Below are 22,318 nucleotides of genomic sequence, written 5' to 3' on the forward strand. Positions count from 1 at the left end.
CCCCTCTTGCGACTAGTGTCGGCGGCGCGCCTCGGCGACCGCGATGGCCAGAGCCATGGCAAAGGCGAGGCTTCCCGAAAGCGAGCGGAAGCCGCCGAAATCGCCCTCGGCGATTTCGAACCAATGCGCCGAGAGCGGCACGAGGGGCGAGAAGGCACTGTCGGTGATCGAAACGATGGGGAGGCCGCGCTCCGAAAGGAGGCGCGCCTGGGCGATCGTGGCAGGGGCATAGGGTGAGAACGACACCGCGATCACCCGGTCGGCGGGGGTCGCAAAGCCGAGCTCCTCGGCCTCGATGCCGAAAGGAGAGGTCGCCGCGCGGGCACGGACGCCGAGCTGCGCGAAGGCATAGGCGAGATAGGCGGTGACCGGGAACGCCCGCCGCTGGGCGACGAGATGGATGGTCTCGGCTTCGGCCAGCGTCGCGACCGCGGCCTCGAGCGCTGCGGGATCGATCCGCGCGAGCGCGTCGAGCGAATGCCGGGCGGCGGTGGCCGATTCGGAGAGGAGCGCGGCGCCGCGCGAGAGCCCATCCCCCTCCCCGATCGCGGCAAGGCGCGTCTCGTAGCTCGGCGGCCGGCCGCGCAGATTATCGCGGAACACCGCCTGCAGATCAGAAAAGCCCTGATAGCCGAGCGACTGGGCGAAGCGGACGAGCGCCGAGGGCTGGGTTTCGGCGCGCGCGGCGATGGTCGCGGCGGTGCCGAGCGCAAAATCCTCAGGGTGGTCGAGCGCGAAGATCGCGATCTGCGCGAGGCGCTTGGGAAAGCGGTCGCGCCGCGCGAGGATAAGCGCGCGCAGCCCCGCGAGGTCGCGCGGGGGACTGACATCCGGGGCATTGGAAATTTCGGCATCCATCGCGCCAATCTAGCGCCCGCACCCCGGCCCCGCCAGCGCCTCTCGCCGCGACATCGATGCAAAGCCCCCAAAAAGGCTGGCCAGCCCCGCCGAACCGGTTAGGATCGCGCCGCTATCTTTGTCTTTTGGAATATCGATCCATGCCGGGCATCGTCCCCATCATCCTTGCCGGTGGGCAGGGTACGCGGCTCTGGCCGCTGTCGCGGGCGGCCCGCCCCAAGCAGTTCCTGCCGCTGGTGGGGCCGACGAGCCCCTATCGGCAGACGCTCGAGCGGGTGAGCGGCCCCGCCTATACCGCCCCCGTCATCGTGACCAATACCGAATACCGCTTCATCGCCGCCGAGCAGGCCGAGGAGGCGGGCGTGACCCCCGCGACGATCCTGCTCGAGCCAGTCATGCGCAACACGACCGCCGCCATCGCCGCGGCGGCGCTGTTCGCGCGGGAGCGGTTCGGGGCGGAGGCCGTGCTGCACGTCCTGCCCTCGGACCATGCGGTCGAGACCGATGAAGGCTATTGGGACGCGGTGGACCGGGCGGCGCGCGCCGCGGCATCGGGACGGCTCGTCACCTTCGGGATCACCCCCACCGCGCCCGAAACGGGCTATGGCTATATTTCGCTCGGCCCAGAAGGCACCGAGGGCGTGCACGGGGTCGCGCGGTTCGTCGAAAAGCCGGATGTGGTGCGGGCAGAGGAGATGCTCGCTGAGGGCGGCTTTCTCTGGAATTCGGGCATGTTCATGCTGGGAGCCGGGCATTTCCTCGCCGAATGCGCGGCGCTTGCCCCCGAGATCCTTGCCGGGGCGGAAAAGGCGGTGGCCGAAGCGCGTGCCGATCTCGATTTCCTGCGGCTCGCCGAGGCGCCGTTCGCGTCCGTGCCATCGGTCTCGGTCGACTACGCCATCTTCGAGAAGACCGAAAAGGCAGCCGTGATCCCCGTCGGCTTCTTCTGGTCGGATCTTGGGAGCTGGGACGCGGTCTGGAAGGTGAGCGACAAGGATGCGGCGGGTAATGTGACCCATGGGCCCGCGACGCTTTCGGGCACGCAGCGCTCGCTCGTCGTTTCGGAAAAGGCGCATGTGGCGATCGACGGGCTCGAGGATCTGACGGTGATCGCCAGCGAGGACGCGATCTATATCGGGCGCATGCAGGACGCCCAGAAGGTCGGCCAGATGGTGAAGACGCTGCGCGGACACGCGATGACCGCGGGGCTGACCGAAATCCACCGGACCGAATACCGCCCCTGGGGCGGATATTCCTCGGTGCTGTCGGGGTCGCGCTTCCAGGTGAAGCGGCTCTTCGTAAAGCCGGGCAAGCGCCTCAGCCTGCAGCTTCACCACCACCGGGCCGAACACTGGATCGTCGTTTCGGGCACCGCCGAGGTGACGCTCGACGGGACGGTGACGATGCTGACGGAAAACGAGAGCATCTATCTGCCATTGGGATGCAGCCACCGGCTGGCCAATCCGGGCAAGATCCTGCTCGAATTGATCGAGGTGCAGACCGGCTCCTATCTCGGCGAGGACGACATCATCCGCATAGAAGACGAATTCGGGCGCGAGTGACGCGCCTCCCCGGTTGCGCGCGCGCCGGCAAGGCTTAGTGTGCGCCCGAGCGAACAAAAAGGGAATCGCCTCATGTCCGAATATGTCGTTGCGCCCCTGCCGCCAGTGGTGCTGCCGATCGCGGGGATCGGGGCCTTTCCGGTACGTCGGGTGTTCTGCGTGGGGCGCAATTATGCCGAGCACGCCCGCGAGATGGGGCACGATCCCGACCGGGAGCCGCCCTTCTTCTTTTCCAAGCCCGCCGATGCGCTGGTCGCGGGGGATGCGGACGTGCCCTATCCGCCCCGCACGCAGGACCTGCATTTCGAGGTCGAGCTCGTCGCGGCGATCTGGAAGGAGGGCAGCGACATCGACCCCGAGACGGCGCTCACCCATGTGTGGGGCTATGGGGTGGGGATCGATCTCACCCGGCGCGACCTGCAGGCGGAGGCCAAGAAGGCCGGCCGGCCCTGGGACATGGCCAAGGGGTTCGACGCCTCGGCGCCCATCGGCAAGCTGATGCCCGTCGACCAGATCGGCCACAGGAAGACCGGCGCGATCACGCTCAAGGTCAATGGCGAAATCCGCCAAAGCGCGGACATTTCGGACATGATCTGGAGCCCGGCGGAGACCATCGCCCATCTCTCGGGGCTCGTGCGGCTGATGCCGGGGGATCTCGTCTTCACCGGCACCCCGGCCGGGGTCGGCGCCTGCCGGCGCGGGGATCTGCTCGAGGGCGAGGTCGAGGGGATCGGCACCGTGACCGCACGCATCGTCTGATGGTCGTCTGGTCGCCCCAGCAGGACGAGGCCCTGACCCGCGTCGCCGCATGGCTCAAGGACAAGGACGGCCCGCAGGTGTTCCGGCTTTTCGGCTGGGCGGGGACCGGCAAGTCTATGCTCGCCCGGCATCTGGCGCAGGGGGTGAAATCGGTCAAATACGCCGCGTTCACCGGCAAGGCGGCGCTCGTCATGCGCAAGCACGGGTGCCGGGGCGCATCGACCATCCACAGCCTCATCTATTCGCTGGTGTCCGAAAAGGAGGGCGAGCCCAAATTCGCGCTCGACCCGGAATCGGAGGCGGCGAGCGCCGATCTCATCGTCATCGACGAGGTCTCGATGGTGGACGAGCAGCTGGGGCGGGATCTCTTGAGCTTCGGCACCAAGGTGCTGGTGCTGGGCGATCCGTTCCAGCTGCCGCCGGTGCAGGGGGCGGGGTTCTTCACCAGCGTCGAGCCCGATCTGATGCTGACCGAGATCCACCGGCAGGCGCGGGACAATCCGATCATCGCGATGTCGGTGGAGATCCGCGAGGGGGGGCGGCTCGAGCGGGGGCGGTTCGGGGATTCCGTCGTCATCGGGCGGGGCGAGGTCGACCGGGATGCGGTGCTCGAGGCCGACCAGGTGCTGGTGGGGCGCAACAAGACGCGGCTGCACTACAACGACCGGCTGCGGGAATTGAGGGGCCTGCCCTTTCACGAGCCGGTGGTGGGGGACCGGCTCGTCTGCCTGCGCAACAATCCGCAGAAGAAGCTGCTCAACGGGCAGATCTGGACGGTGGGGGAGGTCAAGCGCAAGAATTCGGGGCGCTACCAGCTGCAGCTCGACCCCGACGAGACGGCGGGCACCAAGGCGCAGGCCAAGGTGCTGGTGCACCGGGCGTTCTTTGCGGGCGAGGAGGATCTGCTGCCCTGGCCCGAGCGCCGGCAGTTCGACGAGTTCACCTTCGGCTATTGCCTGACCGTTCACAAGGCGCAGGGCAGCCAGTGGGACAATGTCTATCTCTTCAACGAGAGCGGGGTGTTTCGCGAGGAGGCGCGGCGCTGGCTCTATACCGGGGTCACCCGCGCGGCGGAGCGGATCACCGTCGTATCCTGAGCAGCCTTGACGCCGCCCCCTGCCCCGCTAACGTGCGCCCCAACAAAAAAGGGAGGCTGCATTGGGACGGCTGGACGGCAAGACGGCATTCGTGACGGCGGGCGGCGCGGGGATCGGGGGCGCGGTGGCGCTGGCCTTTGCGCGCGAGGGGGCGCGGGTGATCGCGACGGACCGCGACGCGGGCACGCTCGAGAAAGTCGCCGAGCAATTGCGCGGCATCGGGGGCGATCACGAGACCCATGTGCTCGACGTGACCGATCACGAGGGGCTCCGCGAGGCGGCTGCCCGGCACGCGGATGTGGACACACTCTTCAATTGCGCGGGATGGGTGCATGAGGGGATGCTCGAGACGACGAGCCTTGCGGACTGGGACCGGTCCTTCGCCATCAACGTCACGGGCATGTTCGTCTTGACCCAGGCGTTCCTGCCGCATTTCCTCGGGCGCGGGAAAGGCAATGTCATCAACGTCGCCTCGGTCGCCTCTTCGCTCAAGGGCGTACCGAACCGGCTCGCCTACATGACCACCAAGGCGGCCGTGATCGGCTTCACCAAGTCGATCGCGTTCGACTACATGTCGCGCGGCATCCGCGCCAATGCGATCTGCCCGGGGAGCGTCGACAGCCCGTCGCTGCACGATCGGGCCAATCGCACGGGCGATCACGACAAGGCCTGGGCGGGGTTCATTGCCCGGCAGCCCATGGGGCGCATGGCCCAGCCGGACGAAATGGCGCATATCGCGGTCTATCTCGCCAGCGACGAATCGGCCTATGCCACGGGCGCGAATTTCGTCGTCGATGGCGGCATCACACTCTGAGGGACAACATCATGACCATTACCCGTTTCCACTCCGGCCCCCGCATGAGCCAGGCCGTGCGCCATGGCAACACGCTCTATCTCGCCGGCCAGGTGGCTGACGATGCGACCGCATCGGTCGAGAGCCAGACCGAGCAGGTGCTCGCCAAGGTCGACGCGCTGCTCGCCGAGGGCGGCAGCAGCAAGTCCAAGCTGCTGTCGGTGCAGGTGATCCTCGCCAACATCGCCGATTTCGCCGCGATGAACAGCGTCTACGACAAGTGGATCGACCCGGCCAATCCGGCGGCCCGCGCCTGCATCGAAGCGCGGCTGGCCAATCCCTCGCTGCGCGTCGAGATCCTCGCGATCGCCGCGGTCGACTGAGCGTTCGGCACGGACGAACAAAGGCCTCTCCTCCTGCCGGGGGAGAGGCCTTTTCCGTCTGGCCGGGTCAGCTGAGAAGCACGCGCAGCCGGTTTCCCGAAGGATCGCGCGTCTCGATGCCGCCCTCGATTTCGGTCGTTGAAACCTTCATCGCGGCAAGGCGCGAGCGGACGCCCGCCAGCGCCGCGGCATCGGGCAGGTTGATGGCGAAAAAGCGCAGGCCCGCGCTGTCGGGCGCCGGCAGGCGCGCATCGGGGCCCGCCCAGACATTGAAGGCGATGGCGTGGGGCGTGTAGTGGAGCCCGACATCGCCCATGCCGAAGGCGCGGATGATGAAGAGCCCGCCAAAGCCCAGCCCGTCACGGTAAAAACGCATGGCCTCGTCGAGATCCCTGACGTGCACATGGACGTGCCCGATGCGCGTGCCCGCGGGCATAAGGGGGCTCAGCACGGGGTCGGGCCCCAGCTCGCCGAGCAGATCCTCAAGATCGATCGGCTCGCGCCCCGAATGCGGGCGGCCATCGGCCGTGACGGCATAGGCACCCGCTTCCGGATCCCCCAGCGTACCCCGCCAGGGCGTCTCGAAGGTGATCTCGATGCCGTTGCCGTCATGATCCCAGAGATAGATGGCCTCGGAGACCAGATGGTCGGTGGGGGCGATGCGGACATTGGCGCGGAGCGCGCGGACGACCAGCTGGGCCATTTCGGCGCGGGTCGGGACGTGGATGGCGACGTGATAGAGCCCGAGCGTGCGCGGGGTCACCCTGGTGCGGGCCCCGGTTTCAAGGACGATCAGGGGCTTGCCCCCGACGCCGAGGGAGAGGACGCCATCGGTTTCGGAGAGGAGCTCGAGCCCGACGACATCGCCCCAGATGGCGAGCGCCTCAGCGCGGTCGGTGACGGCGATGTGGACGGGGCCGAGCGTGGTCGAGAGCGGCAGGAGCGGCGCGCTGCGCACGCTGGACTGCGATTCAACGGGGAACATGGGCGTGCCTTTCGGATGTGCTGACCCCGAAGATAGGCGCCAGAGGGGACGGGGCGTACCCCGTCCCTGCCGAAGGGTTCGTTCGGTAAATCTGCCCGGTCAGTCGATCACGCGCCGCCGGTATTCGCTGGCGAGGTAGAGCACGATGCCGGCAAAGAGGATGCCCGTCGCCATGCCCACCCAATCGATGTTGGAAATGAGATTGCCGATCAGGACGGAGGCTTCGAGCGGGGTTTCGGAGAGGATCTGCGCCTGCCAGATCTCGCGGTCGACCGCGAACTGGCTGCGGGCGTTGAGGAAGGAGAAGACGTAGCCGCCATCGGGCCCGTCCCCGAAGAAGAGCAGGTTCTCGAAAAGCCCGAGGAGCGCCGGGATCAGGAAGGCGAGCGGAATGCTCCAGCGCCCGAAGACGGTCGAGAGCCCGCCCACCCAGACATAAAAGGGCGCGTACCAGACGAGCGCGAAGATGAGGAAGGCGAGCGCGACCGCGCTGACCTGGAAGAAGCTCGAAAAGAGGCCGACGGGATCGGGCGCGGCCATCTGGTCGATGCGCAGCGCCATGGCGGCCGAAACGCCCATCAGGACGACGCCCGTCGCCAGCATGGCAAGGAAGACGAGCGCGGGAAAGGCCACGAGGCCCGCGAAGGTCTTGGTGCCGAGGATCTTCAGATCCGATTGCGGCATCGACTTCCAAAAGAGCATGGCATTGTTGCGCCGATCGGCACTGAAGGCGTCGGCGAAGTAGAAGAACAGCACCGGCAAGAGGTAGATCCACCAGAAGCCCGCCATGCCCATGAAGCCGATCTCGAAGAATTTGCCGGCGCCGGGCATGCCGAAATCCCATTCGACGCGGAGCCGCCCGAGCAGCACCGCCGAGAAGATGGCGACGGTGAAGATGAGGAGGATCGCGGCGGGCGCGTAAACGAAGGCGGCGCGATGTTCGATGTGCTCGCGTTTGACGAGTGCAAGAAAGGCTTTCATCGGGCAGCCTCCGTGGTCCCGGCATCGCGCTGCATAAGGGCAACGAAAAGATCGCTGAGGGTCGGGGTGGAGACCTGACCGAGCGGAGCTAGGGTTTCGGCGGGAACGCCTTCATAAACGAGGACGGTCTGGCCGAACCGGGTTTCGGTGAAGACCGGCTTCAGCGCCTCTGCCTCGGCAAGCCGGGCAGGCTCGGCGATCAGCTGGGCGTAGCGCTGCCCGACGCTCTCCATGGGTGTATGCAGGATCAGCGCGCCATCGCGGATGAACATGACGTCCGAGAGCATGAACTCGATCTCGTCGACCTGGTGGGTGGTGATGAGCAGGGTTCGGTCCTCGGTCATGTAGTCCTCGAGGAGCCTGCGGTAGAAGCGCTTCCTGTAGGTGATGTCGAGCCCGAGGGTCGGCTCGTCGAGGACGAGCAGGCGCGCATCGATGGCCATGACGATCGCGAGGTGCAACTGGGCGATCATGCCCTTGGAGAGGTGCTTGACCCGGTGATGGGCCTTGACGTCCGTGCCTTCGAGAAAGCCTTCGGCGCGGGCCCGCGAAAAGCGCGGATGGATCGCCGTCAGCATCGAAAAGAGATCGGAGACCTTCAAAAAGCGCGGCAGGCTCGCGACGTCGGAGATGAAGGCGACATCCTCCATCATCCGCGCGCGCTCGGCAAAGGGATCCCGGCCGAGCACGCGGATTTCCCCCTCGCAGGAGGTGAGCCCGAGAAGGGCATTGAGCGTCGTCGTCTTGCCGGCGCCATTGTGGCCGATCAGCCCGTAGATCCGTCCGGCGGGAATGTCGAAATCGAGCCCGTGCAGGATCTCGTTGCGCCCGAAGCGCTTGCGCAGACCGCGGGCGGAGACGATGGGTTGAGGGTCGCTCATGAGGGTTTCCTTGCGAGCAGGTCTTGGATGTCGAGGCCAAGTGCCTCGATGCGGGCGGAAAGGCGGGGCCATTCCTCGGAGAGGAATTTCTCCCGCTCGTGGACGAGCAGGCGTTCCCGTGCGCCGGGGGACACGAACATGCCGAGCCCTCTGCGGCTTTCGACGACGCCCAGATCGGTGAGCGACTGATAGGCGCGCGTGACCGTAAGGGGATTGACCGCAAGGTCCGTCGCGATCTGGCGCACCGAGGGCAGGGCCGCGTCCTCCTGGGCCTCGCCCGAGAGAATCATGGCTATGAGGCGCTGCCGGATCTGGAGGAAGATCGGCTCTCTGTCGTTCCACTGGCTCATTGCATTGCCTAACTGGTGTAGTAGTTACCTAACACAGCATGTGCGCATGTCAAGCCGGTCCCGGCGCGAAATCCTCGGGCCGGGCCGGAACCGGAGGGAGCGATCGGGGTTTAGGCGCATCGGCTCTGCGCGGCGGAGCGACTGGAGGGTCAAGAGACCATGAAATTCTCGCTCGGCTGCCATCTCGGCTATGAAGTGACGACGCCGACCACGATGATCCTCAACATCGAGGCGATGCGCCTCGACCGGCAGCAGGTGCAGAGCGAATCGCTGATCATCTCGCCCTTCGTCGAGGCCGAGCCGCATTGGGCGATCGAAAGCGGCAATCTCTACAGGCGGCTGGTGCTCGAACCGGGCGAATACACCATCGACTATCGGGCCGAGATTGATCTGGTGGCGAGCCGCGAGGATCCGGCGGGGATTGCCGAGATGCCGGTGTCGCGCATTCCGCTCGAGGTGCTGCCCTATCTCTATCCCAGCCGCTATTGCCAGTCCGATCTCCTCGCCCGTTTCGCGTGGCGCGAATTCGGCGAGATCGGCACCGGGCATGACCGGATGACGGCGATCTGCAACTGGATCTACCAGCATGTCGATTATCTGAGCGGTTCGAGCGACAGCGCGACATCGGCCTATGACACGTTTTCGCAGCGGGCCGGCGTCTGCCGAGACTTCGCGCATCTGGGCATCACCTTCGCCCGGGCGCTCGGCATTCCGGCGCGGTTCATCTCGTCCTATGCCTGGCAATTGGTGCCGCAGGACTTCCATGCGGTGTTCGAGGCGTATCTGGGCGGGCGGTGGTATCTGTTCGACGCGACGCGCCTCGCCCCGCTCGACAGCATCGTGCGGATCGGGATGGGCCGGGACGCGGCGGACACCGCGTTCGCGACCTTTTACGGCAGCGTCGTGCCGCAGCCCAAATCGGTCTGGATCGAGCCGGTCGACGGCGCGGCGGACCCGGCGCGCGAATGGACGACCGAAGCGGTGAGCGTGGTGGGCGGCTGAGCGTTCAGAAGCGGCCTTCGTCGCTCGCGATATAGCTCAGTTCCTCGGCCGAGGACGGCCGGCCCAGCGCATCATTGCGCCGCGGATAGCGCCCGAAGCGCTTGAGGACGGCGATGTGGGCGTGCTCGAACTCGAGCGCCTCGGAATTGCCGAGCGCCTCGTAGAGCCGCAGCGCCTCCTCGTGGATGACGAGGGATTCCGAATGCATGTAGGGCAGGTAGAAGAACATGCGCTCGCGCGGGGCCACGCGCTGATCGTGTCCGCCGGCCACCGCCTCCTGGGCGAGGGCGAGCGCCATCGCATCCTGGGCGAAGGCTTTGGGCTTGCCGCGGTGGATCTGGCGCGAGAACTGATCGAGCACGATGATCTCGGCGAGGCGCCCCTCCGAGGTCTCGCGCCAGCGCCACGCCTCGCCGCGCGCGACATGCTCGTGCAGCGAACCGAAGCGGGCATGTAGCAGCGTATCGAAATCGGGGCCGCCGCCGAACCAGTCCTTCTCGCCATGTTCGGTGAACCAGAAGGTGATGATTTCGTCGGCAGACTGCATAGGAACCTCAGAGCGTGATGATGGCCTTGATGAGGCCCTGACGTTGCGCGGCCCAGGCCGGCAGGTCAATGGGCACGCGCTCGAGGCTCGTTGCATGGGTGGCGAGTCGGTCCGTCGGGACGAGGCCCTCGCGGATCGAGGCCATCACATGCTCGAAATCGGCGCGCAGGGCGTTGCGCGAGGCGCGGATGGTGAGCTCGCGCTTGTGGACGTCCGGATCGGGCCAGACGAGGTCGCCCTTTATGACCCCGACGAGCGTGTAATCGCCGCCATGCCGGACGTGGTAGAGGCTCTGGTTCATCGCCCCGATATGGCCGGTGGCATCGAACACCGCGTCGAACCCGCTGCGCCGGACCGCGCCGAAGGCCTCGCCCTCGATCTCGTCGAGCCCGAAGGCGCCGAAGCCGAACCCGAGGGCCGCGTCGCGCTTGTCGGCGGCCGCATCGAGGATTGTGACCTCGGCCCCGGCGATCCTTGCAAAGAAGGCGACGCCGAGCCCGATCGGTCCGCCGCCGACGACGAGGACGCGGGCGCCCGATTTCACCTGCGTGCGCGCGACCGCATGGGCGCCGATGGCGAGGAACTCGACCATGGCCGCATCGCGCAGGCTGAGCCCGTCGGCGCGATAGAGGTTTTCGGCGGGCATGACGATTTCCTCGCACATGCCGCCATCCGAATGCACGCCGAGGACGCTGAGGGTCTCGCAGCAATTGGGCTTGCCATCCGCGCAGGCCGCGCAATGGCCGCAGGGCAGATAGGGGTTGATGACCACCGCATCCCCCTCGGCGAAGCCTTCGACCCCGTTGGGATCGAGCACGACGCCCGAAAGCTCGTGGCCCATGATGCGGGGATATTGAAGGAAGGGGTGCTTGCCTTCGAAGATGTGGTAGTCGGTGCCGCAGATGCCGATATGGCGAATGCCGACCCGGACCTTGCCTGCGCCGAGGGCCGGGCGCTCGACATCGATCGCCTCGAGCGTGCCGGGGCTGGTGCAGGAAATGGCCTTCATCGGAACCTCCACATTCTCGTCCTGTGCTGGGCGCGGACCATAGCGGCGGCGCAGGCGGCAGGCGACAGGAAAAGCGCGTTTCCTATGCATAAAAGACTGATTGCAACTTTGGTATAATATACGTAACACTTCCTTCCAGCGCTGCCGGACGGTTGGAGGACCGCCCGGCGCACAAGGCGCCTAACGGGAGAGAAATCATGAAGTCTTTTGGGTCTATCGGCCGTCGCTCGCTCATCGGGCTGTCCGCCCTCGCGCTTGCTGCGGGGCTCGTCGCCGCCGCACCTGCCACCGCGCAGGACCAGCCGACCATTCCGATCATCGTCAAGGACACCACGTCCTTCTACTGGCAGATCGTGCTCGCCGGCGCACGCAAGGCCGGGCAGGATCTGGGCGTCAACGTGCCTGAACTGGGCGCACAGTCCGAAGCCGACATCAACGGCCAGATCACTATTCTCGAAAACGCCGTCGCCGGCAATCCGGCCGCCATCGTCATCTCGCCGACCGAACGCGCGGCACTCGGGGCCCCGATCACCGAGGCGGCACAGTCCACCATCATCATCGGCATCGACTCGGCGGCCGACAGCGATGCGTTCACCTCGTTCCTGACCACCGACAACGTCGAGGGCGGACGCGTCGCCGCCGACGGCCTCGCCGCGGCGATCGAGGCCAAGCACGGCGCGATCGAGGGCGATGTCGCGCTCATCACCGCACTGCCGGGCGTGGGCTCGCTCGACCAGCGCGCCGAAGGCTTCAAGGAGCGGCTCGCCGAAGCCTATCCGGGGCTCAACCTCGTCGCCGACCGCGTCGCGGACGGGCAGGCGACCACCGGGCTCAACATCACCACCGACCTCATCACCGCCAATCCGAACCTGCGCGGCATCTTCGCATCCAACCTGATCATGGCGCAGGGCGCAGGCCAGGCCGTCGCCGAGAACGGCGTGCAGGACCAGATCGCGCTCGTGGGCTTCGACAGCGACGAACGCCTCGTGCAGTTCCTGTCCGAAGGCGTGATCGCGGCCCTCGTGGTGCAGGACCCCTATCGCATGGGCTATGACGGCATCGCCACCGCGCTTGCCGCGGCCAATGGCGAAGAGGTCGAGGCCAATGTCGATACCGGCGCCAACCTCATCACCACCGAGAACATGAACGAGCCGCGTTCGCAGGAACTGCTGAACCCCGCCGTCGACTGATCTCGCTCCGGCGCGGGGGACTTTCCCCGCGCCGGCCCCTATCCCGGTGTTTGGGAGGACGCCGTGACCGATCCCTATGACGCCGGTGCGCCGGCACCCCAGACGCACGCCCAGCCCCATAAGCAAGCCGCCGAGACCGAGGCGCCGATCCTCGAACTGCGCGGGCTCGAGAAGCGCTATGGGTTCGTGCAGGCGCTCAAACGCTCCGACCTCAGCTTCCGCCGCGGCGAGATCCACGCGATCGTGGGCGAGAACGGGGCCGGTAAATCCACCCTCATCAAGCTCCTGACCGGCGTCATCCGGCGGACGGGCGGCGACATCCTCTGGCAGGGCGAGCCGGTGGGGCTCGACACCCCGCAGGAGGCGATCGACCACGGGATCAACGCGGTTCACCAGGAGGTCGTGCTCTGCCGCCACCTGACGGTCGCGGCCAACATCTTTCTGGGCGACGAAAAGGTCCGCTTCGGGCTGATGCAGCAGCGCGCCATGACGCGCGAAGCGCAGCGCATCCTCGACGACATGGGCTTCCAGCTGCCGGCAGGAGAAATCCTGGGCAATCTCACCATCGGCCAGCAGCAGCTGGTCGCGACGGCGCGCGCTTCGCTCCGGGGCACCAAATTCCTCATCTTCGACGAGCCCACCGCCTACCTCACCCGTTCAGAGGCAGCGCAGCTCTTCGCGCTCATCCGAAGGCTAAAGGCCGAAGGGGTGACGATCGTCTATATCAGCCACCGCATGGAAGAGGTGTTCGAGCTCGCCGACCGGGTGTCGGTGCTGCGCGACGGGCTTCTGGTGGGCACGCGCAATATTGGGGAAACCGACGAGACCGAACTCGTCGCGATGATGATCAACCGCTCGCTCGAGCAGATCTACCACAAGGAAAAGATCGCGATCGGCGAGGTGCTGATCGAGACCAAGGGGCTGAGCGGCAAGGGCTTCGAGAACGTGTCGCTGAGCGTGAGGCGAGGCGAGATCGTCGGGCTCTATGGCCTCATCGGCGCGGGCCGGAGTGAATTCGCCCTCTCGCTCTTCGGGCGCAATCCCGCGACCTCGGGCGAGATCTTCTGGAAGGGCAAGCCCCTATCGATCACCAATGAACGCCAGGCGATCGAGATGGGCATCGCGCTCGCGCCCGAAAGCCGGCGCGACCAGGGGCTCGCGCTCAACCTGCCCATCGGCTTCAACATCAACCTGCCGGTCTATGACCGGCTGAGCCGGGGCCCGCTGATCGACGGGCGAGAAGAAGGGCGCCTGGCGGATCGCCAGATTTCCGATCTCGCCATCAAGACGCCGAGCCGGCGGGTGCTGGTCTCGGCCATGTCGGGGGGCAACCAGCAGAAGGTCGTGATCGGCAAATGGCTCAATCACGGGGCTGACCTCTTCATCTTCGACGAGCCGACGGTCGGTGTCGACGTCGGCACCAAGGCCGAAATCTATCGCCTCTTCGGGGATCTCCTCAAGAACGGCGCCGGGATCATCCTGATCTCCTCCTACCTGCCCGAAGTCTATGAAATGGCCGATACGCTCCATGTGTTTCGCACGGGGCACCTCGTCGCCAGCCGCAAGTTCCACGAAGCCAGCCATGAAGACATCCTCGCCCAGGCGATCGGTGTCTGAGGCTTTGCACAGCGACCCCCGGAGACGCCAATGAGCACCGAAGCCCCGCAGAAAAAGCCGATGTCCATGCGGAACTTCAACTTCCTGTTCGCGCTCACCCTGCTCGCGCTGCTCATCCTTTTATGGGTGATCCTGGCGATCGCGACGCCGAACTTCGGAACGCCCAACAATATCGCGAACCTGCTGCGCCAGGGTTCGATGATCGCGATCCTCGCGATCGGGCAGACTTTCGTCATCATCACCGCCGGCATTGATTTGTCGGTGGGCGCGATCGTGGGGTTCTCGACCGTCACCGTTGCCTGGCTCCTGCAACAGGGCGTGCCGGTCTGGGGCGCCATCCTCATTACACTCCTGATCGGGCTCGCGATCGGGCTCTTCCACGGCTTCGGCATCGTCAAGATGGGCATGCCGCCCTTCATCATGACGCTGGCGACGCTGACCTCGCTGCGCGGGGTGGGGCTTCTGATCACCAATGGCGCGACGATCAACATCACCGATACCGGCTTCACCGAGTTCTCGCGGAACTCGTTCCTCGGCATCCCCAACCTCTTCTGGATGGTGATCCTCGTTGCGGTGCCCGCCTATATCTTCCTGCACCACACGCGCTGGGGCCGCTACCTCTTTGCGGTGGGCTCGAACCCGGAATCGGCGCGCCTTTCGGGCGTGAACGTGCCGCGCATGATCTACATCGCCTATTCGCTCTCGGCGGTCTGCGCGGCCTTTGTGGGGGTGCTGCTCGCCGCGCGCATCGGCATCGGCAACGCCACGCAGGCCGAAGGCTGGGAATTGCAGTCGATCGCCTCGACCGTGATCGGGGGCACGAGCCTCTTCGGTGCGGTGGGTTCGGTGCACGGCCCGCTGATCGGCGCCTTCATCCTCGCAACGATCAACAATGGGGCGAACCTGCTCAACGTCAATTCGTTCTGGCAGCGCATCATCACGGGCCTCCTGATCATCGTGATCGTCTTCTTCGACCAGCTGCGGCGACGCCGGCAGTAAGACCAAAGGCGGAGGGCCCGCGGGCCCTCCATCCATTAGGACGGGGCCACCACGCTTTGCCGATCGGGGTCTGAGGTGAAAACCGATACCGTCTACAAACGCGCCTTCAACCAGGCGCTCGAACTGGTGGCGCGGTCCGGAGCGGGCGCGCCGCTCCCTTCCGAGACCGCGCTCGCCGAGCGCTTCGCGGTGAGCCGCACCACGGTGCGCAAGGTGCTCGAGGGGCTTACGGCGCGCGGGCTCGTTTCGGGCGCGGGGCGCCGCCGCATCGTCACCGCCACCCCCGAACACGCCGATGCCTTTCCCGACGCCGAGACGGTGCCGACGGCCGACCAGGTGGAACAGCGCTTCATGGAATGGATGCTCCGGGGCGATCTCAAGCCCGGCGCGCACATCAATGCGCTCGATCTTGCGCGCCAGTTCAACGTCTCGACCACCGGGATCCGCGAGTTTCTCAACCGCTTTGCCCGCTTCGGGCTCATCGAGCGCCGCCCCAACGCGCGCTGGACGTTCAAGGGGATGACGCGGGACTTCGCGCTCGAGCTCTGCGACATTCGCGAGCTTTTCGAAATGCGCGCGGCCGAAGCCTTCATCGCCCTGCCCGAAGACGACCCCTCATGGGCCCGCCTGAGGGTCCTGCGGGCCGATCACGAAGCGCTGCTGGCCGAACTCGACGCGCGTTTCCACGATTTTTCCGAGCTCGACGCAAGGTTGCACCGGCTCATCAACGACGCGGCTGACAATCGCTTCATCCGCGATTTCTACGACATCATCGCCTTCATCTTCCACTACCACTACCAGTGGAACAAGACCTTCGAGAAGGAGCGCAACGCCGTCGCGATCGGCGAGCACATCGCCTATATTGACGCGCTCGAAAAGCGCGACCGGGCGGCGGTCGCCGAGGCGTGCAGACGCCACCTCGTCTCGGCGCGCGAGACGCTGCTGGCCTCGCTCGCGGAGCCCTGAGCCCCCTCCCGCACGCAGCCGTGAGCGGGCGGGCGCAAAAGAAGTCTGGCCGCCCCGACAAAACCATGGTTGAATTTCAAGGCTTTCGGCCCACACCCTACCCCGAACCGGAGACTTGATGGGCGCCTACATCCTCAGACGCCTGCTGCTGATGATCCCGACCATTTTCGGGATCATGGCCGTCTCGTTCCTCGTCGTGCAGCTTGCGCCGGGCGGCCCGGTGGAGCGGATGATCGCGCAGATCTCGGGGAGCGAGTTCAACGTCACCTCGCGCATCACCGGGGCGGGACCGGGCGAAGCGGGGGTGCAGCCGGGGATCGGCGCGGCCGCGACCGGGGATACGCCGCGCGGACAATATCGCGGCGCGCAGGGGCTGAGCCCGCAATTCATCGCCCAGATCGAGGCGCAGTTCGGTTTCGACCGCCCGCCGCTCGAGCGCTTCGGCATGATGCTGTGGAACTATCTGCGCTTCGATTTCGGCGAGAGCTATTTCCGCGACATTTCGGTGATCGACCTCGTGCTCGAGAAGATGCCGGTGTCGATCTCGCTCGGGCTCTGGATGACGCTGATCAGCTACGGGATCTCGATCCCGCTGGGGATCGCCAAGGCGATGCGGGACGGCAGCCGGTTCGATGTGTGGACCTCGGGCGTCATCATCGTGGGGTACGCGGTGCCGGGGTTCCTGTTCGCCATTCTCCTCATCGTGCTCTTTGCGGGGGGCAGCTTCTGGACGATCTTCCCGCTCCAGGGGCTGACGTCGGAGAATTTCGCGCAGCTGAGCTGGTGGCAGCAGATCCTCGACTATTTCTGGCACCTGACGCTGCCCATCATCGCCATGTCGCTCGGGGCGTTCGCGACGACGACGCTTCTGACCAAGAATTCCTTCCTCGAGGAGATCCGCAAGCAATATGTGATGACGGCGCGGGCCAAGGGCCTGACCGAGCGGCGGGTGCTCTACGGGCACGTCTTCCGCAACGCCATGCTGATCATCGTTGCGGGCTTTCCGGGCGCCTTCATCGGGGCGTTCTTCGGGGGGTCGCTCCTGATCGAGACGATCTTCTCGCTCGACGGGCTGGGGCTGCTCGGCTTCGAGGCGGTGCTGGGGCGGGACTATCCGGTGGTGTTCGCGACGCTCTACATCTTCTCGCTGATGGGGCTCGTCATCGGGCTCATCTCGGACCTCACCTATATGTGGATCGATCCGCGCATCGATTTCGAGAGCCGGGAGGTCTGATTTGGCGCTCTCGCCCATCAACCAGCGCCGGCTCGCCAATTTCAAGCGCAACAGGCGCGGCTATGTCTCGTTCTGGATCTTCCTCGTCCTGTTCCTCGTGACGCTCGTCGCCGAGCTCATCGTCAACGACAAGCCGATCATCGTCTCCTACAAGGGCGAGACGCTCTATCCGATCGTCGTCGATTATCCGGAGGCCAAGTTCGGCGGCTTCCTGGCGGTGACCAACTATCGTGATCCGTTCATCCAGGAGGAGATCGAGGCCAATGGGTGGGCGCTCTGGCCGCCGGTGCGCTATTCGTTCCGGACGGTCGATACCGCGCTCGGGGTGGCGCCGCCCTCCCCGCCCTCATGGCTGATGACCGCCGAGCAGAGCTGCGGCCGCCTGCCGCTCGGGGCGGAGGACCCCAATTGCTCGATCGGCAATTACCATTGGCTCGGGACCGACGACCAGGGCCGGGACGTGCTGGCGCGGCTCATCTACGGGTTCCGCATCTCGGTGCTGTTCGGGCTGACGCTGACGCTCATCTCTTCGGTGATCGGGGTCGCGGCGGGCGCGGTGCAGGGGTATCTGGGGGGATGGGTCGATCTCATCGCGCAGCGGGCGATCGAGATCTGGACCTCGATCCCCTCGCTCTATCTGCTGCTCATCATCTCCTCGGTGATCGCGCCCAATTTCTGGATCCTCCTCGGGATATTGCTGCTCTTTTCCTGGGTGGCGCTCGTGGGGGTGGTGCGGGCCGAATTCCTGCGCGGGCGGAACTTCGAATATGTGCAGGCGGCGCGTGCGCTCGGGGTTTCGAACGGCCGCATCATGTGGCGGCACCTGCTGCCCAATGCGATGGTCGCGACGCTGACCTTCATGCCCTTCATCCTCGGGGGCTCGATCACGACCTTGACCTCGCTCGACTTCCTCGGCTTCGGCCTGCCGCCCGGCTCGCCCTCGCTCGGGGAGCTGCTCGCGCAGGGCAAGAACAATCTGCAGGCGCCCTGGCTCGGCATTACCGGCTTCCTCGTCATCGCGATCATGCTCAGCCTCCTCATCTTCATTGGGGAAGCGGTGCGCGACGCGTTCGATCCGCGAAAGACCTTCACGTGACCGGGCCGCTTCTGGATATCCGCGACCTCGAGGTCGCCTTCGGCACGGGCCCCGATCCGGTGCGCGCGGTGCGGGGCGTGAGCTTTTCGATCGCCCCGGGGGAAACGGTGGCGCTGGTGGGGGAATCGGGCTCGGGGAAATCGGTGACGGCGCTGTCGGTGCTGAAGCTCCTCACCTATCCGCCCGCATCCCATCCGCGCGGGGAAATCCTCTTCGAAGGCCGCGATCTGCTCAAGGCCGACGAGCGGGCGCTGCGCCAGGTGCGCGGCAATGCGGTCTCGATGATCTTCCAGGAGCCGATGACCTCGCTGAACCCGCTTCACCGGATCGGGCGCCAGATCGTCGAGGTGCTGAGCGTCCATCGCGGGCTCGGGCAGCAGGCGGGGCGCAGCAAGGCCATCGAACTGCTCGGCGAGGTCGGCATCGACAATCCCGAGAGCCGGCTCGAAAGCTTTCCGCACCAATTGTCGGGCGGCCAGCGCCAGCGCGTGATGATCGCGATGGCGCTCGCCAACGAACCCAAGCTCCTGATTGCGGACGAGCCCACCACCGCGCTCGACGTGACGGTGCAGGCGCAGATCCTCAGACTGCTGAAATCGCTGCAGGCGCGCCACGGCATGGCGATGCTCTTCATCACCCATGACCTGGGGATCGTCCGGCACATGGCCGACCGGGTCTGCGTGATGAATGCCGGCGAGATCGTCGAGACCGGGCCGACCGAGCGCGTCTTTGCCGCGCCCGAGCACGCCTATACCCGCCATCTGCTTTCGGCCGAACCGAAGGGTCAGCCCCCCGGCACCGATGCCGCCGCGCGCCCGCTGCTGGTGGCCGAGCATCTGAAAGTCTGGTTTCCGATCAAGGCGGGGCTTCTCAAGCGAACGGTGGGGCATGTGAAGGCGGTCGACGATGTCGACATCGTCCTGCGCGAAGGCCAGACCCTCGGGGTCGTCGGGGAATCGGGATCGGGCAAGACGACGCTGGGACGCGCGCTCCTGCGGCTCGTCTCGTCCGAAGGCACCATCCGGTTCGACGGCGCCGACATCCAGAACCGCTCCTGGAAGGCGATGCGCCCCCTGCGCAAGGACATGCAGATCGTCTTCCAGGATCCCTATGGGTCCCTCTCCCCGCGCATGTCGGTCGCCGAGATCATCGCAGAGGGCCTCAGCGTGCACAGGCCGGGGCTCGGCGCCGAGGAGATCGAGGCGCGCGTCATCGCCGCGCTCGAGGAGGTCGGGCTCGACCCGGCAACACGCGGACGCTATCCGCACGAATTCTCGGGCGGGCAGCGCCAGCGCGTCGCCATCGCACGGGCGATGGTGCTCGAGCCGCGGCTGGTCGTGCTCGACGAACCGACCTCCGCGCTGGACATGAGCGTGCAGGCACAGGTGGTGGACCTGTTGCGGGCGCTGCAGGAGAGCAAGGGCCTCTCCTACCTCTTCATCAGCCATGACCTCAAAGTGGTACGCGCGCTCGCCAATGACGTGCTCGTCATGAAATCGGGCCGGATCGTCGAGCAGGGTCCGGCAGAAGCGATCTTCAACCGGCCACAAGAGCCCTATACCAAGGCTCTGCTGGCGGCCGCCCTCGATACCGGCAAAGGGCCCATGCGGCCGCAGAACTGAACCCCGGCGCCCGCCCCGGCGGGCCCGACAACGACGATTGGGAAGAGAGCGCAGTGATGAAACCCTTGTCCCGACTGGTCCTCGCCCTCGGCGCGACGCTCGCGCTGACCGGCCCGCTGCTGAGCCAGGAGGCGGCCCCGCCTCCCGACATGGCCGACGAGGCCCATGCCGACACCTGGCTCTTCGGCACCTCGCTCATCGACGAACCGAAATATGCCGAAGGCTTTCCCCATTTCGACTATGTGAATCCGGACGCGCCCAAGGGCGGCGTGCTGCGCCTGTCGGCGTCGGGCGGCTTTGACACCTTCAACCCCATCCTGCCAGCCGGCGAGCCTGCCGCCGGGCTCGGGCTCGTCTACGAGACGCTGATGACCTCGTCGCTCGATGAGGTTTCGACCCAGTACGGGCTGATCGCCGAGGCCTTCCGCTATCCGGCCGACTATTCGTCCGTGACCTTCAGGCTCGACCCCGATGCGCGCTGGCACGACGGGGAACCGGTGACCGCCGAGGACGTCAAATGGTCCTTCGAGAAAATGGTCGAGCTCAACCCCAACATGGCCAATTACTACCAGAACGTGGTTTCGGCCGAGGTGACCGGGGAACGCGAAGTGACCTTCACCTTCGATGAGGCGGGCAATCGCGAGCTGCCGCACATCATGGGGCAGGTTCTGGTCATGCCGCAGCACTGGTGGGAGGGAACGGGCGCCAACGGCCAGCAGCGCAATATCGGCGCCTCCACCCTCGAACCGCCGCTGGGCTCGGGCCCCTATCGCATCGCGAGGTTCACCGCCGGCCGGTCGGTCGCCTTCGAGCGGGTCGAGGACTATTGGGGGGCCGACAAGCCGGTCAATGTCGGCACCAACAATTTCAACGAGATGCGCTACACCTATTATCGCGACGAGACGGTGCGCTTCGAGGCGTTCAAGGGCGACCAGTTCGACTTCTGGCAGGAAGCCATCGCCCGGCGCTGGGCCACGGGCTACGAGATTCCCGCGGTTACCGAAGGCCGGATCATCCGCGAAACCTACGAGAACCCGTTCCGCAGCTCGGGCATCCTCTTTGGCTTCGTGCCCAATCTGAGGCTCGAGAAATTCCAGGACCCGCGCGTGCGCGAGGCGCTGAACTATGCCTATGATTTCGAGACGCTGAACCAGACGCTCTTTTACGAGCAGTACCGGCGCATCGATTCCTATTTCTTCGGGACCGAACTCGCCTCTTCGGGCCTGCCCGAGGGCGAGGAGCTCGAAATCCTCGAATCGGTCCGGGACCTCGTGCCGGAAAGCGTCTTCACCGAGGTCTACACCAATCCGGTGGGCGGGGATCAGACGCAGCTGCGCGCCAATCTGCGCGAGGCGCTGCGGCTCTTTTCGGAAGCGGGTTATACGCTCGAGGGCAACCGGCTGGTGGACGCCAACGGCCAGCAATTCGGCTTCGAGATCCTGATCGACAACCCGATCCTCGAGCCGATGATCACGGCCTTCCAGACCAATCTGCAGGCCATCGGCATCAACGCCACGATCCGGACGCTCGCCGCGGACCCCGCGCAATATCTCAACCGGCTGCGCTCGCGCGATTTCGAGATGGTCTATGAGCGCTGGGGGCAGTCGCTCTCCCCGGGCAACGAGCAGCGCTTCATGTGGGGCTCCTCCTCGGCCGAGGGCGATTCCTCGAACTATCTGGGCGTCGCCGATCCGGGGATCGACCAGCTGATCAACCGGGTGATCTTCGCCGATGACCGCGAAACGCTGATCGCGGCGACGCGGGCGCTCGACCGGGTGCTGCTGCACAATCATTTCGTCGTGCCGACCTATACCGCGGGCAGCGCGCGGATCGCCTACTGGAACCGCTTCAGCCACCCCGAGGAACTGCCCGAATACGCCATCGGCTTCCCCTCGATCTGGTGGTACGACGACGCCAAGGCCGCAGCGACCGGCGGTCGATAGGGGTTTCTTTGGGTGCGGGGGGCGGGCGTTCGTCCGCCCCGGATTAGGGGGCTGCCATCTGAGCGCGCCTTTAGTGCTTGTCCCGCACCATCACAGTCCCCTCATCCGCCCCTTCGGGGCACCTTCTCCCACAAGGGGAGAAGGAGGACGACTGCAGCTCTTGTGCTGGTGGAAGGCAACGCAAGTACCGGGCCTGCGTGCGGCTGCCCTCTCCGCTCGGGATGTGCCCGGTGGTGACGGCAGATCGGGGCTAGAAGTAGGCCTCTATCCTTACGCATGACGTCTCAGTCGGGATCCCTTCTCCCCTTGTGGGAGAAGGTGGCGCGCAGCGCCGGATGAGGGGGCTGCGATGGGGCGGGTCTTTCATTGATGACGCCGCACGATCTCAGTCCCCTCATCCGTCTCGCGCTTCGCGCGATCCACCTTCTCCCACAAGGGGAGAAG

21 protein-coding genes are annotated in these 22,318 nt (G+C 66.1%); 14 read left to right on the forward strand and 7 right to left on the reverse strand.

Features of this window, described 5'->3' with window-relative positions:
* Positions 1-12: 12 nt before the first annotated feature.
* Positions 13-858, reverse strand: a complete 846-nt coding sequence (locus tag EMQ25_RS15500) for a MurR/RpiR family transcriptional regulator (RefSeq protein WP_127189516.1) — start codon at positions 856-858, stop codon at positions 13-15.
* A 140-nt stretch (positions 859-998) separates the two neighbouring features.
* On the opposite strand from EMQ25_RS15500, the gene EMQ25_RS15505 reads away from it, so the two are divergent.
* From EMQ25_RS15505 to EMQ25_RS15525, 5 genes are all read left to right on the forward strand, one after another.
* Complete coding sequence (locus EMQ25_RS15505; protein ID WP_127189517.1) at positions 999-2,420, forward strand: mannose-1-phosphate guanylyltransferase/mannose-6-phosphate isomerase; 1,422 nt, start codon at positions 999-1,001, stop codon at positions 2,418-2,420.
* A gap of 72 nt (positions 2,421-2,492) precedes the next feature.
* Complete coding sequence (locus tag EMQ25_RS15510) at positions 2,493-3,179, forward strand: fumarylacetoacetate hydrolase family protein (RefSeq protein WP_127189518.1); 687 nt, start codon at positions 2,493-2,495, stop codon at positions 3,177-3,179.
* Complete coding sequence (locus tag EMQ25_RS18280; protein WP_127189519.1) at positions 3,179-4,276, forward strand: ATP-dependent DNA helicase; 1,098 nt, start codon at positions 3,179-3,181, stop codon at positions 4,274-4,276. Before EMQ25_RS15510 ends, EMQ25_RS18280 begins: the two co-directional genes overlap by 1 nt.
* 61 nt (positions 4,277-4,337) lie before the next feature.
* A complete protein-coding gene (locus EMQ25_RS18285; RefSeq protein ID WP_127189520.1) occupies positions 4,338-5,090 on the forward strand; it encodes an SDR family oxidoreductase in 753 nt (250 codons plus the stop codon).
* An 11-nt stretch (positions 5,091-5,101) separates the two neighbouring features.
* Positions 5,102-5,452 (forward strand): RidA family protein, encoded by a 351-nt coding sequence (locus EMQ25_RS15525; protein ID WP_127189521.1) that lies wholly within the window; start codon positions 5,102-5,104, stop codon positions 5,450-5,452.
* A 67-nt stretch (positions 5,453-5,519) separates the two neighbouring features.
* Here EMQ25_RS15525 and EMQ25_RS15530 read toward each other — a convergent pair whose 3' ends face one another.
* From EMQ25_RS15530 to EMQ25_RS15545, 4 genes are all read right to left on the reverse strand, one after another.
* Entirely contained in the window at positions 5,520-6,437 is a 918-nt protein-coding gene (locus EMQ25_RS15530; protein ID WP_127189522.1) for a VOC family protein, read from the reverse strand.
* Positions 6,438-6,536: 99 nt separating this feature from the next.
* Entirely contained in the window at positions 6,537-7,418 is an 882-nt protein-coding gene (locus EMQ25_RS15535) for a hypothetical protein (protein ID WP_127189523.1), read from the reverse strand.
* Positions 7,415-8,299, reverse strand: a complete 885-nt coding sequence (locus tag EMQ25_RS15540; protein WP_127189524.1) for an ABC transporter ATP-binding protein — start codon at positions 8,297-8,299, stop codon at positions 7,415-7,417. The genes EMQ25_RS15535 and EMQ25_RS15540 overlap by 4 nt, the downstream gene beginning before the upstream one ends.
* Entirely contained in the window at positions 8,296-8,649 is a 354-nt protein-coding gene (locus tag EMQ25_RS15545) for a GntR family transcriptional regulator (protein WP_127189525.1), read from the reverse strand. The genes EMQ25_RS15540 and EMQ25_RS15545 overlap by 4 nt, the downstream gene beginning before the upstream one ends.
* A gap of 159 nt (positions 8,650-8,808) precedes the next feature.
* Here EMQ25_RS15545 and EMQ25_RS15550 point away from each other — a divergent pair, with 159 nt between their 5' ends.
* Complete coding sequence (locus EMQ25_RS15550; RefSeq protein WP_127189526.1) at positions 8,809-9,651, forward strand: transglutaminase-like domain-containing protein; 843 nt, start codon at positions 8,809-8,811, stop codon at positions 9,649-9,651.
* Between the two features lie 4 nt (positions 9,652-9,655).
* Here the strand turns inward: EMQ25_RS15550 and EMQ25_RS15555 are convergent, their stop codons facing one another.
* Both EMQ25_RS15555 and EMQ25_RS15560 read right to left on the reverse strand, forming a co-directional pair.
* Positions 9,656-10,198, reverse strand: a complete 543-nt coding sequence (locus tag EMQ25_RS15555; RefSeq protein WP_127189527.1) for a DUF924 family protein — start codon at positions 10,196-10,198, stop codon at positions 9,656-9,658.
* 7 nt (positions 10,199-10,205) lie between these two features.
* Complete coding sequence (locus EMQ25_RS15560; protein ID WP_127189528.1) at positions 10,206-11,207, reverse strand: zinc-binding alcohol dehydrogenase family protein; 1,002 nt, start codon at positions 11,205-11,207, stop codon at positions 10,206-10,208.
* Between the two features lie 197 nt (positions 11,208-11,404).
* Between EMQ25_RS15560 and EMQ25_RS15565 the strand changes: the two genes are divergently transcribed.
* The 8 genes from EMQ25_RS15565 (at position 11,405) to EMQ25_RS15600 (ending at position 21,874) form a co-directional block, all read left to right on the forward strand.
* Entirely contained in the window at positions 11,405-12,397 is a 993-nt protein-coding gene (locus EMQ25_RS15565) for an ABC transporter substrate-binding protein (RefSeq protein ID WP_127189529.1), read from the forward strand.
* Positions 12,398-12,544: 147 nt separating this feature from the next.
* Positions 12,545-14,014 (forward strand): sugar ABC transporter ATP-binding protein, encoded by a 1,470-nt coding sequence (locus EMQ25_RS15570; RefSeq protein ID WP_425290248.1) that lies wholly within the window; start codon positions 12,545-12,547, stop codon positions 14,012-14,014.
* A 30-nt stretch (positions 14,015-14,044) separates the two neighbouring features.
* Positions 14,045-15,013 carry an ABC transporter permease gene (locus EMQ25_RS15575; RefSeq protein ID WP_127189531.1) on the forward strand — a complete coding sequence of 323 codons (969 nt, stop codon included), beginning with the start codon at positions 14,045-14,047 and terminating at the stop codon, positions 15,011-15,013.
* A gap of 75 nt (positions 15,014-15,088) precedes the next feature.
* A complete protein-coding gene (locus EMQ25_RS15580; RefSeq protein WP_127189532.1) occupies positions 15,089-15,979 on the forward strand; it encodes a GntR family transcriptional regulator in 891 nt (296 codons plus the stop codon).
* 118 nt (positions 15,980-16,097) lie between these two features.
* Positions 16,098-17,213 carry a microcin C ABC transporter permease YejB gene (locus tag EMQ25_RS15585; RefSeq protein WP_127189533.1) on the forward strand — a complete coding sequence of 372 codons (1,116 nt, stop codon included), beginning with the start codon at positions 16,098-16,100 and terminating at the stop codon, positions 17,211-17,213.
* A 1-nt stretch (position 17,214) separates the two neighbouring features.
* On the forward strand, positions 17,215-18,309 hold the full coding sequence (locus tag EMQ25_RS18425; protein WP_244606616.1) for an ABC transporter permease: 1,095 nt from the start codon (positions 17,215-17,217) through the stop codon (positions 18,307-18,309).
* Positions 18,306-19,931 (forward strand): ABC transporter ATP-binding protein, encoded by a 1,626-nt coding sequence (locus EMQ25_RS15595; protein WP_127189535.1) that lies wholly within the window; start codon positions 18,306-18,308, stop codon positions 19,929-19,931. The genes EMQ25_RS18425 and EMQ25_RS15595 overlap by 4 nt, the downstream gene beginning before the upstream one ends.
* Positions 19,932-19,987: 56 nt before the next feature.
* Entirely contained in the window at positions 19,988-21,874 is a 1,887-nt protein-coding gene (locus tag EMQ25_RS15600) for an extracellular solute-binding protein (protein ID WP_127189536.1), read from the forward strand.
* The last annotated feature ends 444 nt before the right edge of the window (positions 21,875-22,318 follow it).

Source organism: Arsenicitalea aurantiaca (assembly GCF_003994485.1).
Taxonomy (GTDB): Bacteria; Pseudomonadota; Alphaproteobacteria; order Rhizobiales; family Devosiaceae; genus Arsenicitalea; species Arsenicitalea aurantiaca.

Bases quoted from the DNA above. Each gene is read 5' to 3' on its own strand.
- EMQ25_RS15565 (WP_127189529.1), top strand. From the start codon at position 11,405: ATGAAGTCTTTTGGGTCTATCGGCCGTCGCTCGCTCATCGGGCTGTCC.
- EMQ25_RS15560 (WP_127189528.1), bottom strand. From the start codon at position 11,207: ATGAAGGCCATTTCCTGCACCAGCCCCGGCACGCTCGAGGCGATCGAT.
- EMQ25_RS15600 (WP_127189536.1), top strand. From the start codon at position 19,988: ATGAAACCCTTGTCCCGACTGGTCCTCGCCCTCGGCGCGACGCTCGCG.
- EMQ25_RS15540 (WP_127189524.1), bottom strand. From the start codon at position 8,299: ATGAGCGACCCTCAACCCATCGTCTCCGCCCGCGGTCTGCGCAAGCGC.
- EMQ25_RS15525 (WP_127189521.1), top strand. From the start codon at position 5,102: ATGACCATTACCCGTTTCCACTCCGGCCCCCGCATGAGCCAGGCCGTG.
- EMQ25_RS18280 (WP_127189519.1), top strand. From the start codon at position 3,179: ATGGTCGTCTGGTCGCCCCAGCAGGACGAGGCCCTGACCCGCGTCGCC.
- EMQ25_RS15500 (WP_127189516.1), bottom strand. From the start codon at position 858: ATGGATGCCGAAATTTCCAATGCCCCGGATGTCAGTCCCCCGCGCGAC.
- EMQ25_RS15550 (WP_127189526.1), top strand. From the start codon at position 8,809: ATGAAATTCTCGCTCGGCTGCCATCTCGGCTATGAAGTGACGACGCCG.
- EMQ25_RS15535 (WP_127189523.1), bottom strand. From the start codon at position 7,418: ATGAAAGCCTTTCTTGCACTCGTCAAACGCGAGCACATCGAACATCGC.
- EMQ25_RS15545 (WP_127189525.1), bottom strand. From the start codon at position 8,649: ATGAGCCAGTGGAACGACAGAGAGCCGATCTTCCTCCAGATCCGGCAG.
- EMQ25_RS15555 (WP_127189527.1), bottom strand. From the start codon at position 10,198: ATGCAGTCTGCCGACGAAATCATCACCTTCTGGTTCACCGAACATGGC.
- EMQ25_RS15505 (WP_127189517.1), top strand. From the start codon at position 999: ATGCCGGGCATCGTCCCCATCATCCTTGCCGGTGGGCAGGGTACGCGG.
- EMQ25_RS15575 (WP_127189531.1), top strand. From the start codon at position 14,045: ATGAGCACCGAAGCCCCGCAGAAAAAGCCGATGTCCATGCGGAACTTC.
- EMQ25_RS15585 (WP_127189533.1), top strand. From the start codon at position 16,098: ATGGGCGCCTACATCCTCAGACGCCTGCTGCTGATGATCCCGACCATT.
- EMQ25_RS15510 (WP_127189518.1), top strand. From the start codon at position 2,493: ATGTCCGAATATGTCGTTGCGCCCCTGCCGCCAGTGGTGCTGCCGATC.
- EMQ25_RS15530 (WP_127189522.1), bottom strand. From the start codon at position 6,437: ATGTTCCCCGTTGAATCGCAGTCCAGCGTGCGCAGCGCGCCGCTCCTG.